The sequence below is a fragment of the Sphingobacterium sp. PCS056 genome, assembly GCF_023273895.1.
Classification (GTDB): Bacteria; Bacteroidota; Bacteroidia; order Sphingobacteriales; family Sphingobacteriaceae; genus Sphingobacterium.
Map to the genome: position 1 here is coordinate 3,931,153 of NZ_CP096883.1, position 14,230 is coordinate 3,945,382.

General features: G+C 35.8%; 13 protein-coding genes. 9 read left to right on the top strand and 4 right to left on the bottom strand.

Annotated features, from left to right (window positions below):
• Nucleotides 1–402 (top strand): DUF5606 domain-containing protein, encoded by a 402-nt coding sequence (locus tag MUB18_RS16460; protein ID WP_045756205.1) that lies wholly within the window; start codon nt 1–3, stop codon nt 400–402.
• Between the two features lie 71 nt (nt 403–473).
• On the opposite strand, the gene MUB18_RS16465 is transcribed toward MUB18_RS16460, so the two are convergent.
• Nucleotides 474–1,514 (bottom strand): quinone-dependent dihydroorotate dehydrogenase, encoded by a 1,041-nt coding sequence (locus MUB18_RS16465; RefSeq protein ID WP_248753880.1) that lies wholly within the window; start codon nt 1,512–1,514, stop codon nt 474–476.
• 51 nt (nt 1,515–1,565) lie between these two features.
• Between MUB18_RS16465 and MUB18_RS16470 the strand changes: the two genes are divergently transcribed.
• The 3 genes from MUB18_RS16470 (at nt 1,566) to MUB18_RS16480 (ending at nt 5,779) form a co-directional block, all read left to right on the top strand.
• Nucleotides 1,566–3,482, top strand: coding sequence for an ABC-F family ATP-binding cassette domain-containing protein (locus MUB18_RS16470; protein ID WP_248753881.1), 1,917 nt, complete (start codon nt 1,566–1,568; stop codon nt 3,480–3,482).
• Between the two features lie 70 nt (nt 3,483–3,552).
• Nucleotides 3,553–4,365 carry an SDR family NAD(P)-dependent oxidoreductase gene (locus MUB18_RS16475; protein ID WP_248753882.1) on the top strand — a complete coding sequence of 271 codons (813 nt, stop codon included), beginning with the start codon at nt 3,553–3,555 and terminating at the stop codon, nt 4,363–4,365.
• 10 nt (nt 4,366–4,375) lie between these two features.
• A complete protein-coding gene (locus MUB18_RS16480; protein ID WP_248753883.1) occupies nt 4,376–5,779 on the top strand; it encodes an AMP-binding protein in 1,404 nt (467 codons plus the stop codon).
• A gap of 77 nt (nt 5,780–5,856) precedes the next feature.
• Here the strand turns inward: MUB18_RS16480 and MUB18_RS16485 are convergent, their stop codons facing one another.
• The 3 genes from MUB18_RS16485 to MUB18_RS16495 are packed head-to-tail and all read right to left on the bottom strand — an operon-like array spanning nt 5,857 to nt 9,713.
• The gene (locus tag MUB18_RS16485) at nt 5,857–6,513 is read right to left on the bottom strand and encodes an MgtC/SapB family protein (protein WP_108159830.1); all 657 of its coding nucleotides are present in this window, start codon (nt 6,511–6,513) and stop codon (nt 5,857–5,859) included.
• Nucleotides 6,514–6,528: 15 nt separating this feature from the next.
• Nucleotides 6,529–8,904 (bottom strand): endonuclease MutS2, encoded by a 2,376-nt coding sequence (locus tag MUB18_RS16490; RefSeq protein WP_108159831.1) that lies wholly within the window; start codon nt 8,902–8,904, stop codon nt 6,529–6,531.
• A gap of 14 nt (nt 8,905–8,918) precedes the next feature.
• Nucleotides 8,919–9,713 (bottom strand): DUF4296 domain-containing protein, encoded by a 795-nt coding sequence (locus MUB18_RS16495; RefSeq protein ID WP_248753884.1) that lies wholly within the window; start codon nt 9,711–9,713, stop codon nt 8,919–8,921.
• Between the two features lie 73 nt (nt 9,714–9,786).
• Between MUB18_RS16495 and MUB18_RS16500 the strand changes: the two genes are divergently transcribed.
• The 5 genes from MUB18_RS16500 to MUB18_RS16520 are packed head-to-tail and all read left to right on the top strand — an operon-like array spanning nt 9,787 to nt 14,218.
• Nucleotides 9,787–10,479, top strand: coding sequence for a YggS family pyridoxal phosphate-dependent enzyme (locus tag MUB18_RS16500; RefSeq protein ID WP_045756528.1), 693 nt, complete (start codon nt 9,787–9,789; stop codon nt 10,477–10,479).
• Nucleotides 10,472–10,924, top strand: a complete 453-nt coding sequence (locus MUB18_RS16505; protein ID WP_108159833.1) for a GNAT family N-acetyltransferase — start codon at nt 10,472–10,474, stop codon at nt 10,922–10,924. Before MUB18_RS16500 ends, MUB18_RS16505 begins: the two co-directional genes overlap by 8 nt.
• 24 nt (nt 10,925–10,948) lie before the next feature.
• Nucleotides 10,949–11,746, top strand: a complete 798-nt coding sequence (locus MUB18_RS16510; RefSeq protein ID WP_108159834.1) for a DUF3298 and DUF4163 domain-containing protein — start codon at nt 10,949–10,951, stop codon at nt 11,744–11,746.
• A 27-nt stretch (nt 11,747–11,773) separates the two neighbouring features.
• Nucleotides 11,774–13,036, top strand: a complete 1,263-nt coding sequence (locus tag MUB18_RS16515) for an aspartate kinase (protein WP_248753885.1) — start codon at nt 11,774–11,776, stop codon at nt 13,034–13,036.
• A complete protein-coding gene (locus tag MUB18_RS16520; protein ID WP_248753886.1) occupies nt 13,037–14,218 on the top strand; it encodes a class I SAM-dependent methyltransferase in 1,182 nt (393 codons plus the stop codon). It begins immediately after the preceding gene.
• The last annotated feature ends 12 nt before the right edge of the window (nt 14,219–14,230 follow it).

The window sequence follows — 14,230 nt, forward strand, 5'->3', positions numbered from 1 at the left end:
ATGAATTTAAGAGCATTAGTTTCTGTAACAGGAAAACCAGGGTTGTTCAAATTAGTTGGACAGAATAAAGGTGGATTTATTTTAGAGACTTTAGATAGCGCTAAGATTAAATCTGTAGTAAGTTTATCTTCTACAAAAATGGCGACTTTAGAAGACATCACAATTTACGGAGAAGATGAAGAAATCCGTTTATTAAATGTTTTTGAAACAATCAAAGAAAAAGGATTGTCGGTAGATCCAAAAGCAGACGGTGAGACATTACGCAATACTTTCCGCGAAATTGCACCAGGTCATGATGAATCTCGTGTATACTCATCAGATATCAAAAAGATCTTTACATGGTACAATATTATTAAAGATTTGCCTTTATTTGAAGAAGAAGCACCCGCACCTTTAGTGTAAACTATTTAAAATAAAAAAGAGCGGTCTTCGCATTAAATGCGAAGACCGCTCTTTTTTATTAAACTCAAATTTTATTTTCCAGCTTGAGCAATTCCTTTGCAAATATTAGATATCAATGAAGGTCCTTCGTAAATGAAGCCGGTATAAATCTGCACAAGGCTTGCTCCTGCATCCATTTTCTCAATTGCATCGGCAGCAGAATGTATACCTCCTACTCCAATTATTGGAAATGACCGGTTTGACTTATTAGACAAATAACGAATCACTTCTGTAGAGCGCTTGGTTAATGGTGCTCCACTGACTCCTCCCATCTCTTTTACTAAATTTTCATCACTACGCAATCCTGCTCTAGAGATCGTCGTATTAGTCGCAATTACACCTGCAATACCCGTCTCTTGAACGATTTCTACAATATCATCCAATTGACTATCGGTCAAATCCGGAGCAATCTTTAAAAGAATTGGTTTCTTATTTTCCCTCTTTTCATTGAGATTTTGAAGTGTATTTAAAATATGTTTTAACGGCTCTTTTTCTTGCAAATCCCGTAATCCTGGCGTATTGGGAGAACTTACGTTGACAACGAAGTAATCAACATAATCAAACAGCGCATTGAAACAATAGATATAATCATCTACCGCTTGTTCATTAGGTGTTAGCTTATTTTTACCAATATTTCCACCGATCAGTAATCCTTTTCGATCTTCTACAGATAGATGTTTCAACCGGTTGGCCGCAACATCAGCACCTTGATTATTAAAGCCCATTCGATTGATCAATGCTTTATCTGGGATTAAACGGAACATACGAGGTTGATCATTTCCAGGTTGTGGTCTAGGGGTAACCGTGCCGATCTCGATAAAACCAAAACCGAAGTTAGCCATGTCCGTGATATACTCCGCATTCTTGTCAAATCCAGCAGCCAATCCAACAGGATTTTTAAACTTTAGACCAAATACTTCACGTGCTAAATTTGGATTTTCATAAGTGTAGAGATTACTTAATAATTTTTTTGCACCCCAAATTTTTGAGAACATTTTTAATCCCCCTGTCACCGTATGATGAGCAGATTCGGGATCCATAGAAAAGAAAATAGGTTTTACCAGCTTGTACATATACACAAAGGTAGACAAAGAAGAAGAAATTTCATTACTTTTGCAATCGAAATGATATCAATAAATAACTTAACATTCGAAATAGGCTCTCGCGCATTGTATGATGAGGCCAACTGGCATATTAAACCTGGAGATAAAGTAGGTCTAATTGGTGCAAATGGTACTGGTAAATCAACATTATTGCGATTGATAGTAGGACAATACACACCTACCTCAGGTAGTATATCGATGGCTAAGGACTTAAAGATTGGATACTTAAACCAAGATTTATTATCTTATCATTCTGATAAAAGTATTTTACATGTTGCGATGGAGGCTTTTGAACGTCAAAATCAGTTACATTCAGAAATAGAAAATCTACTCCAAAAATTAGAAACAGATTATTCTGACGATATTCTAAATAAACTAAGTGATAAGCAAATGGAATTTGAAGCTTTAGACGGCTACAGTATCGAATTTCGTGCGCATGAGATCTTAGCGGGACTAGGTTTTTCAGAAGATGAGCAAAAACGTCCTTTAGCAACATTCTCTGGTGGATGGCGCATGCGTGTCATGCTGGCCAGAATCTTATTGCAAACTCCAGACATCTTATTACTGGATGAGCCAACTAACCACATGGATTTACCTTCCATCAAATGGTTAGAAAACTACCTGCAGGGATTTGAAGGTGCTATCGTGATTGTTTCTCACGATAGGTACTTCTTAGACCGTATTATTAAAAAAACCGTAGAATCACGTAAAGGGAAGTTAACACTTTATGCTGGTAATTACAGTTTCTATTTAGAAGAAAAAGCATTAAGAAGTGAGATTCAGGCTGGTCAATTCAAGAACCAACAGGCCAAAATCAAACAAGAAGAACGTCTTATCGAACGTTTCCGCGCGAAAGCTTCGAAAGCGAAGATGGCACAATCTCGTATTAAAGCTTTGGATAGAATGGAGAAAGTAGAAGATGTGGATGATGATAATCCAACAGTAAACTTCAGCTTCAAATTTTCAAAACCATCCGGAAGACATGTCGTTACTCTAGAAAATGTGTCTAAAGCATATCCTAATCTAGAAATTTTAAGAAATACGGCGGGAATCATTGAAAAGGGTGATAAGATTGCTCTGATTGGTGCTAATGGTAAAGGTAAATCTACTTTATTACGTATTGTGGCAGGTGCAGATCCAGATTATGAAGGAAAATCTGAACATGGTCATAATGTATCTCAAACGTTTTTTGCGCAGCATCAGTTAGAGGCTCTACACTTAGAAAATAGCATTATCGCGGAGATGCAAGCATTTGCTCCAAAACATACGGACACCGAACTGCGCTCCATTTTAGGTTGTTTCTTATTTTCTGGTGATGATGCATTCAAAAAGATTAAGGTCCTTTCCGGGGGTGAAAAATCTCGCGTCGCCCTAGCAAAAGCATTAACTGCTGATGCCAACTTCTTAGCCCTCGATGAGCCTACCAATCACTTGGATATGCAATCGGTCAATATTCTGATCCAAGCACTGCAGCAATTTGAAGGTACTTTGATCGTTGTATCGCACGATAGGTATTTTCTAGATCACGTTGCCAACAAAATATGGTATATCGAAGATAAACAGATCAAAGAATATCCAGGAACTTACCAAGAATTTGAGGATTGGAATTCGAAACGGATAATCAAACCTGAAGAAAAAAAAGTAGAGAAGAAAGTAGTTGTAGAGGAACCTAAAAAAGTCAAAGTTGCTCCTACTGATGATAAATTCAAATTGATCAGTAAAAAGAACAAAGAGCTCGCTGTATTAGAGTTAAAGGTGGTTGAAAAAGAACTTATTGTCAAAAATTTAGAAATAGATTTAGCAAAAGAAGAAATTTATTCAAATACGACTAAACTACAAGAATACACGCGTAACTATAACTCTTCTAAAGCAGAATTAACGCAATTGCAAAAGAATTGGGAAGAACTCGCGGAAGAAATCATGGAATTAGAAGACTAATAATCGAAAATTAAGATATCAGGTATACAATAGACAAGCTTTATTGTATACCTTTTTTTATCTTAGTATTGTGAATATCAACTGGATTGAAAGTATCATCTTCCCGAAGGTTTTTTTGAATGAAGGGAAAGCTAGCGCATTCCTCCGAGGAAAAACAATTTTAATAACCGGAGCAAGCGATGGTATTGGAAAAGCATGTGCATTACTCTTTTCAAAATTTAATGTCCATTTAATCCTTGTCGGTCGCTCTAAAAAGCGATTGGATGAGGTTGCAGAAATTATTATAAACCACAATTCAACTGCTTCGATCTTTGTTGCCGACCTGTATCAAGAAGAACAGGTAGATCAACTTATTGAGCATATCCGCACGCAACAAACACCGATCGACATCTTTATTTCCAATGCTGGTAAATCGATCCAACGCTCACTGCAACATTCATTATTCCGTTATCACGATTTTACCCGAACAAATGCGCTTAATTATTTAGCACCTGTAAAAATAACATTGGCCATTACCCCTATTTTATCAAAACAATGTGGGCAGATTGTAAATGTTTCAGCTTTAAATGTATTGCTATTGCCAATAGCAAAATGGGCAGCTTATCAGGCATCAAAAACAGCTTTCGATCAATATTGTCGATCGAATCAATCGGAATGGAGAAAAATGAATATTCGGTTGAAGACCATATATTTACCACTGGTAAAAACAAAAATGATTACCCCTAATGTGACGTATCAAAATATGCCTGCAATGGAGAGAAATGAAGCAGCGTTACGTATTTTGAAACTTTTGATGGGTGCATCTAGTTATTCTAGACCGTGGTGGGCTATTTTTCCCATTACAATTGGCTTTTTTATTCGGAAATTTTGGGATAGATTCTAATCAGGTTATCATGGTATTAAAAAAGCAATTCAGTTTTTCAAAACAGCTAATAAAATCAATATGGCACACTTTCCAATCTGGCATTAATCTTTTTACACTATTAAAATCTGTAAGAAATTCAGAACACAGTTATTTGAATGATGGTAATTGCAAGATTAACTATGCGCAATTGTATCATGACTCATTTTCTGTTATAGAAAAATTAAGAACATTTCATTCGAATCAAATTGATGATCAAGTTGTGCTTTTAGCTGATAATAGCTTTGATTTTATAAAATACTTATTTGCACTCTCGGCCCTGTCAAAAGAAATTGTTATCATCAGCCCTCACCTCTCTGAAAATCAATTAGAAACTATTTTACAAAATTATAGATCGACATTGATTATTACAGATCATATACAGCGATTAAAAAATATCAATAGGCAATCGAACTGTTATTCTTTTGATGAAATAAATTCATATAGTCCAGATCTGGCAACAAAAAGATTTAAACGTAATAATGGAAAAATAACTATTTTAAGTACAGGAACTTCCAATATGCCAACTCCTGTAGAACGCAAGCTTAATATTACTAAAATATGGAATCCATTTATTGAACTGATTTCCAGATTAGAATTACTTCGTTATTCATCCTGTCAGATCACTGTTCCCTTTTATCATGGCTATGGTCTCGCAAGTTTAGTATTAGGGCTATTTCTGAAACAAGATATCCACTTCACTGGAAAGTTTAGTTCAAAAGCCGTCGCTCAATCCATCATCAACAATCGTATCGACTGTTTAGTTATCTTGCCTGCTATGATGACTAAAATTATCGCCGCAGATTATCAAGCTTTGGGTATTTGTAAATGCCTGATTTCAGGTGGGGATAAGCTTGAACCGACGTGGGTATCTTTTATTCTAAATCAATACCCGACCACCAAAATCTTCAACCTTTATGGCACGACAGAGTTAGGTATATGCAGTATTGCCACCCAACAAGATTTAATAATGAACAACAGCACTATCGGTCGATTCCTTAAAGGTATCAAATACCGTTTACATGAAAATCAGGAACTTCAAATAAGGTGTTCCTGGATACAGGATCGATCTAAACGGGAATATCTCAGCACGGGTGACCTTATTCGAATCGATAAAAATGGTTTATTATATTATCTAGGCCGCATGAACGATTCGAGTAATATCGGAGGACATGTTGTACATGGTGATGAACTTGCTAAAAAGATTACTGCATATCCATCCATAATTGAGGCAAGAGTGATCATTTACAAGAATGAGATTTTAATCCATGAATTAAGATTAAAGCTTACATTAAAAACTGATGCTGTATTTGATCAAGATGATTTTAAAAATTGGCTAGAAAAAACTTTTCCAAAATATTTACAACCTAAATCTATTGATTATAGCTTTAAATAAGCTTAAATATAGGGCAACCTTCACATGGTTGGTAAATAAAAAAGACTTCATCTGCAACCTAAAAATCAGCGCATTGTTTAATTATAATAAAATTCCTTCACCGGATTAAAATGGATCAACCTTTCATTGAATTTATTGATATCTTCCATTTTTCCAGATAAATCGTAAATGATAGCCAACTCGCCACCCAGCTTTTCAATTGTTTTGCGATTATATTTGACTTTAAATGTATCGGCTTCATTTTCAAAGTTTGCAACATGCTCAAAGTTGCAGTCTACAAATCGAACATGGACGGTACGTATTAAGTAATATCGTGATAACATCAGTTCAATTTCTTGAAATAAGGATAAAATAATTACCATAAAAAAGGTGAAGAACAAAGCGAGTTTTGTTTCACCGATTCCAGCGATCATACCAAGGCCGGCAGTCGACCATATAACCGCAGATGTCGTCAAACCTTTGACCGATAGCTTTCCTTTAAATATAACGCCAGCACCAATAAAACCAATACCTGTAACAATATTAGCGGCAATACGATCGTCACTTCCACTGCCCCCCATCATTTTTGAAACTACAGTAAAAACGGCTGATCCAAAACAGATCAATACGATCGTTCTAAATCCAGCCGCCTTATTTCTATATTCCCTTTCAAAACCAATAATGGCTCCACAAAATATGGATACCAGTACATTCCAAATATATTGATTATCAAAAAAATTCAGCAAAGAGTCCATAGCAATCGAAGAATATTATAAATAGGCATATGTTATACCATCACCTCCACGATCCTGATGTTCATCTTCAAATCTGGAAATATGACTATACTTTCTCAAATAGTCACGAATAAATTTACGCAAAATACCATCCCCCTTACCATGAATAATTTTTAAAGAAGGATAACCAATCATTACTGCTCTATCCAATACTTTCTCAAGCTCATATAAGGCATCCTCGGTCCGCATACCACGAACGTCAATCTCCGGATTAAAATCAGCTACAGCATGTGCCGATAATGTCTTAGAACCAGCCCTTGCTGCTTTTTTCAAGTCTTTACCCGCTAATTTAATGACATTCTTACGTTTTTGCACTGTTCGCAATTCTCCCATCGCCAAAATCAGATTGTTTTTAGCAATTTCTAATACTACAGCTTCGTTTTCAGAATCAATAATCTTGACCCAATCGCCAACAGCAATTTCCTCTGTAAGATCTGCAACAGTAACAGGCTTTTTATCCACCTTTTTATCTTTAGGAAGAATCGTCGCAAAAGAACTGTCTAGCTTTGCTCTGATTTCTTTTGTTTTCTCCTTATCAGCTTGTGCAGATTTTATTTCGGATACCGTGTTTTCAATTAATTTATTTGAATTTTTTAACAGCAACTGTGCCTCTTCCTTAGCTTTTTTTAGAATCGTCCTTTTGTTCTCCTCCAAATAATTTTGAAGTTCTTCATATTCTGATTTTATTCGAATCAATTCCTTTTCTCTTTTTGTGATCGCGGATTTAGTATCAAATATTTCTTTCTTCTCCCGCTCTAGATCAACCAACAACGTATCCACCTTTTTTTGATGAGTACCGACCTTTTGTTTTGCCAAATGAATAATCTCTTTATTCAGTCCAATTTTTTGAGCGATTTCAAAAGCGTATGAACTACCTGGCTTTCCGATTTGTAAAATATACAAAGGTTTCATGGCTACATTATCAAATAGCATGGATGCATTTTCTAAACCAGTTGTTTGATTTGCAAATACTTTCAAATTGGAATAGTGAGTCGTTACCACACCACGAATATTCTTTTTATTCAATACCTCCAGCACAGCCTCTGCGATAGGACCTCCAAAGAGTGGGTCAGTTCCTGTACCAAATTCATCAATCAAAACCAAGGTGCGCGCGGTGGCGAACTCTGTAAAATACTTCATTTTTGACAAATGGGCACTGTAGGTACTTAAATCACTTTCGATAGACTGGTCATCCCCAATATCAGCAAATATTTGTTTGAATATACCCACCTTAGAATTGGCATCTGCTGGTATCAATAAACCAGATTGAAGCATCAGCTGCATCAATCCTACCGTTTTCATACAAACGGACTTACCTCCTGCGTTGGGGCCAGATACAACTATAACACGTTGTACTTCGTCAATCTTTATATTCAGCGGAACAATTGTACCACGGTCATGCTGAGCATTCAATGTTAACAATGGATGACGTGCATTGACCAGATTAATTTCTGCTTCTTTTGATAACTCAGGCATTTCAGCTTCAATATCTAATGCAAACAAAGCCTTAGATCGGACAAAATCGACCTTAGTGAGCAATCCATCGTATGCCAACATCAAAGGTATATGTGGTCGTAGTTTAGTTGTTAATTCAACAAGAATACGGATTACTTCACGTCTGCGTTCGAACTCCAAGTCTCTCACCTTATTATTAAGGTGAAACACCTCTTCTGGCTCAATATAAGCAGTTTGTCCAGTAGCTGATTCATCATGAATCAAGCCTTTAACTTTACGCTTATTCTCCGCTAGAATGGGAATGCATAAGCGACCATCACGTATAGTCAGATTGCCATCAGCCGTCCAGCCACTATTTTGTGCACTCTTAAAAATGATATCAATTCGCTTGCGCGCCTCTTGCTCAGCCTTTAAGATACTTTGAGAAAGATCTAATAACAGACGGGAAGCATTATGCTTCATTTTCCCACGATCATCAATAATCATTTCAATATCACGGATAATCTGCTTTTCAATGGGCAAGTGCTCAAATAATAATTCCAAATTAGGATATTGCCCTTGGCGATCATTAAAATAACGGATAATGGCATATACAGTTTTAAGTGAAAGCAGCACACGATGGAACTCCTCTTCCATTAAAAAAGCGCCTTCTACTTTGGCTTTTTCAACCAAAGCGCGAATGGGATATAAGTGATCTACCGGCAATGCATCATCGCTGGTCAGTAGATATTTAAATTCGTTAGTTTGACGTAAAAATTTATCAATTTGGTCAAATCGAGTTTGTGGTTGTATTTTATCAACCAAATCACGCCCCGACTCACTGATACATTTTTGTTTTATCAATTCCTTTATCTCGGCAAAACCGAGTTTATCACTTGCGTTATTAGGATAAATCATGTTTTAATTAAAATTTATTTAACCGGTTTATGAGGCAAAATTTCCAGCTTTTGACTGGATTTTGCATCCAATAGTACAGGAGGTTTCTCCGGTTTTTTCACCTCCTTAATATCAGTACGCACAGGTACATTTTCCGAAACCTTTACAGATTCCATTTCAGGTCTTTGATCATTACGAATAGACTTAGCTTCTACTTTCGGTACAGCTGTCGAATCAATCGACGATTTTACTGGAGGTGGAATATGTTTAAGTAGAAATGTACCCAAATTCAGGTTCCCCTTTAATCCTGTCTGATCATAAAAATCTTGAGATGCCTTTTTGTAATCCCACTTTGTACTATCCGGTTTGTAGTTCAAAATCAATTTCTTTTGCCGTTCATATAAAGCAATAAAGTCATTTACACGCGCTAAGCTATCCTGAAAGAGTGCCGTCCGAATAGAATCCTTTCTGCGTACAGAATCCATCCTAGACTGATCTGCCTTGATATATCCTTCATTCATCTTTTTTAAGTTGTTCCCAACCTCTTCATATATCTTATTCATCGACTCGGCATCACTCGCATAAAAAGATAAATTTTTCTTAAAAGTAGTCGAGTCTAGATCGAACTTCTTAAAAGTATTGTCATAAAGTGGAAAAATAACTTTCCTTGCACTATCAGCATCTAATGTTGATAAATAAGAGTCTGTTATATAAATCTCAGTCAAGACCTTCACAAAATCCTTTTTCGGGATAATATCTTTCTCATTCGTACTTTTACAAGAAACAAATAAAAAAATCAGAGCAAGTACATTCAGTATTAATCGTTGCATTTCGTAATTTTGTACAAATTTATAAAAAGGGCTGACATTTGGCACCCTTTGAATTCTTAAATATACAATTATCATGAGTATTGCAAGCAACCTAGAAGCGATTAATTTAGAAGTTAAAGCGCTCGGCGTTCAACTAGTCGCTGTATCAAAAACAAAACCGAATGAAGATATCATGCAAGCCTATGAAGCTGGGCAGCGAGTTTTTGGTGAAAATCTAGTACAAGAACTGGTTGAAAAATACGAATCCTTGCCAAAAGATATCGAATGGCACCTGATTGGTCATCTTCAGACCAATAAAGTTAAATATATCGCTCCTTTCGTCACGCTTATCCATGCTGTGGATTCGCTCAAACTTTTAAAAGAAATCGACAAGCAAGCTGCTAAAAACAAACGTGTTATTGATTGTTTACTTCAAGTACATATTGCTGAGGAAGATACAAAGTTTGGTTTTGATCATGCCGAATTGATTGAAATGTTGCGTGATGAAGAATTTTTAGCTTTAAAACATGTTAACATCCGAGGTTTAATGGGTATAGCGACAAATACGGAAAATGAAAAGGAAATAAAAGAAGAGTTTTATGAATTAAAGTCACTTTATGATGGGATTAAAGCAAGCTTTTACCGTAAAAATGAAAGTTTTGATACATTGTCCATGGGAATGTCATCGGATTATAAATTAGCGATAGAGAAAGGATCAACCATGATCAGAGTAGGTAGCACCATTTTTGGTAAACGTGTAATCAAACATTTCAAAAATAATGACTAAAGCTATTATTAGGCCTGCTGTTGAAGCAGATGGTGTGAGGATGCTCGAATTAATTCGTGAACTTGCAATAGTGGAAAAAGCACCCGATGAGGTAACTGTCTCTATGGAAGAGTTTCTAGATGCGGGATTTGGAAAAAATCCTATCTGGGGAGCTTTTGTTGCAGAAGTTGATGAGAAAATTGTAGGAATTTCCTTATATTACATTCGTTATTCCACTTGGAAAGGAAGAAGGCTCTATCTTGAGGATTTGATTGTGACAGAAAGTATGCGTGGCTCTGGAATTGGCAAACAACTTTTCGAAGAAACTCTTAATTTAGGTAAATCACAAGGATATCACGGTATGGTATGGCAGGTACTAGACTGGAACGAACCTGCAATTCAATTCTACAAGAAATATAAAGCGGACTTCGATTCATCATGGATTAATGTATCGATCACATATTAAAAGATAAAAGAACGGTTAAGTTACATGAAACCAGCACACTATTTATACCTCTATATTACATTTGCTTTATTGGGCAGCACTTCCTGTACAAGTGAGCAAGGAGAAACAGCACAAAAAATTAGTGGTGATACGCTCCATTATGATATGAAGGAAGTGCATAGGTATAGTAGCTTTTTTGTAAAAGAAGGTAAAAAGATCGATACCACATTTTTTAAAGCAAGATATCCAGCTTTTAAAGATACAATGATCAATAGCTTATTGAGCCATTCCATTAATCTAGAAGGTGACTCTGAAATAAATAGTGCAGCGAAGAGATTTGTGGATGCTTACGATGAGTATGTAGAAGAAAATAACGGTCAGTCTTCTGCCACTTGGTTTAGAGATCTTCACGCCAAAGTTTATCAAAATACGCCTAGGTTTATCAGTATAGAAACTAATCAAACCGAATATACGGGTGGAGCCCATGGCGATCATTTTACCTTGTTCAATCATTTTGATATCAAAACAGATCAAAAAATAACGCTTGTTGATATTGTCGATGAGAAAAATCAGAAAGAATTGACTAAAATTGCAGAAAAATATTTTCGCAAATTGGAAAAATTATCGAAGACAGAATCTCTAAATGACAAGTACTTTTTTGAATCAGGCAATTTCACACTTGCGAATAATTTTGCTTTAACAAAAGAAAGCCTGCTGTTCTATTACAATGTATATGAAATAAAACCTTACTCTGGGGGAAACACAACCCTAGAAGTTCCATATAAAGATATTAAGCACTTGATTTCAAACAAGGGCTTGGCATATATCAATAGTATTAATTAGCAATCAACCTCAACGTAAATCATATCGATGCAAGTTTTTAAATTTGGTGGCGCATCAGTCAAAGATGCTGAAAGTGTAAAAAATTCAGCATATATCATTTCTAAGTATAAAGTAGAGGCTTTATTAGTCGTTGTTTCGGCAATGGGTAAAACAACCAATCTATTAGAAGATGTAACTAAAGCATATTACCACAACACCGGTGAAGCTTTTGAAATGTTAGAAAAGGCTAAAGTATTTCACTTTAACATTTTGTCAGATCTATTCGAAGACCACAATCATCCTATCATTGATGAAATCGCGAATTGTTTTGTTGAAATTGAATGGATATTGGAAGAAGAACCGCAAGATTCTTTTGATTATCTATTTGACCAAATCGTATCTACAGGGGAAATCGTATCTTCTAAAATACTAGCTGCTTATTTAAATCATATCGGCGTAAATTCAAAATGGCTGGATGCTCGGAATTATATCATGACCGACAATTCCTACACCGAAGCACAAGTCAACTGGGAGAAAACAGAGGCTATCATTCAAGCAGAGATTCCACATATCCTACAAGAATATTTAGGTATCACACAGGGTTTCATTGGTTCTACTTCAGAAAATTTCACAACGACATTAGGGCGTGAAGGATCAGATTATTCTGCGGCTATATTTGCAGCTTGTCTCGATGCGCAGCATGTTACCATTTGGAAAGATGTACCTGGTGTTTTAAATGCAGATCCCAAATGGTTTGAGAAAACGGAGCTTATACCCGAATTATCGTACACCGATGCCATTGAATTGACTTATTATGGAGCGACTGTCATTCATCCAAAAACAATTAAACCGCTACAGAACAAAAATATTCAATTGAATGTCCGTTCTTTTTTAAATCCAGAAGTACCCGGCACGAAGATCAAAAGTACAAATGTATCCTTACCGGTACCTTCTTTTATCTTTAAAGTGAATCAAATATTGATCTCTATATCACCACGTGACTTTTCTTTTATAGTAGAAGATAATTTACGTGATATTTTTAATTTATTTCATCAATTTCGAATCAAACTTAATATGATGCACAATAGTGCTATTAATTTTTCAGTAGCTGTTGATGATACTGGACAAAACATTATTGATGTCTTAGAGGAATTGAAAAAGAAATTTAAGGTAAATATTGAAACAGGTTTAGAATTAATCACAATACGCTATTACAATCAAGAAACGATCAATCGTGTCTTGGTCAATAAAGAAGTGATAAGCGAATTGAAAGATACCTATACATGTCAGCTGCTTGTTAAAAAAATATAAATGAATATACATATCCTTCAAAAGGAGGTTCAAGATTTTATCCATCAACACGAACATGAATCTTCTGCTTCATTGGCATTAAAAAAATCTCCTTTTGAAGGTATAACATCCTCTGAACTTGCTTCACAGATAGATGGAAAACAGCGCTGTCGAAAAAAAATACCTCTTTGGGCACAAACTGACAATATCTATTATCCCGATAAGCTAAACTTAGAACAGTGCTCTTCGGAGAAGACTGCTCGATTTAAAGCATCGCTAATAGAACCTAATACGACATTAATCGATATCACAAGTGGCTTTGGGGTCGATGACTACTACTTTGCTCAAGCAGCACAAAAAGTCATCTCCTGTGAAATTAATCCCGAACTTGCAGCCATATCGAAGTACAATGCGAAGCAATTACAGGCAGATAATATAGATGTCATTGCTTCAGATGGGGTGAAATATATATTTGAAAATAAGGACCTTAAGATAGACTACATCTATATCGACCCGTCAAGAAGAGTCGCGCAACAAAAGGTTTTTATGCTAAGTGACTGCGAACCCAATATCGTAGTATTGCAACAAGAGTTATTGCAGCGAGCAGATCATATCATCACTAAGGTAGCCCCTCTTTTGGATATTACTGCTGCACGATCAGAATTGCATCATGTCAAAGATATCTACGTGGTCAGCCTTCAAAATGACTGTAAAGAATTGCTATTTGTACAAAAAAAAGATTTCGTAGGTGAGCCTAATATCACTGCTGTTCGAATTTTTGGAGAGAAAACTCAACGATTTTGTTTTACTCAACAAGAAGAAGCTGATGCAGCAGTTAGCTTTTCGCAGCCCCTGCGTTACCTTTACGAACCTGATGTATGCCTCACGAAAGCTGGCGCTTTTAAGAGTATTACAAAAGCCTTTAATCTCAAAAAAATACACCAACATACACATCTCTACACGTCTGATATTTATGATGAGGATTTTTTAGGAAAAATCTATGAAATTTCTGAAGTCATTCCGTTTTCCATCTTCAAAAAATCTAAAGAGAAATTAAAAACTAACGCTGTTGCTAAAAATTTTCCTTTAAAAACCGAAGTGCTGAAGAAAAAATTTAAGATCAGTGACGGCGGTGAGTTACATAGTTTTTTTATAACTGACGCTGCAGATGAGCTAATTGTCATCCACGCGACACGAAAATAGTAAAGCGACATT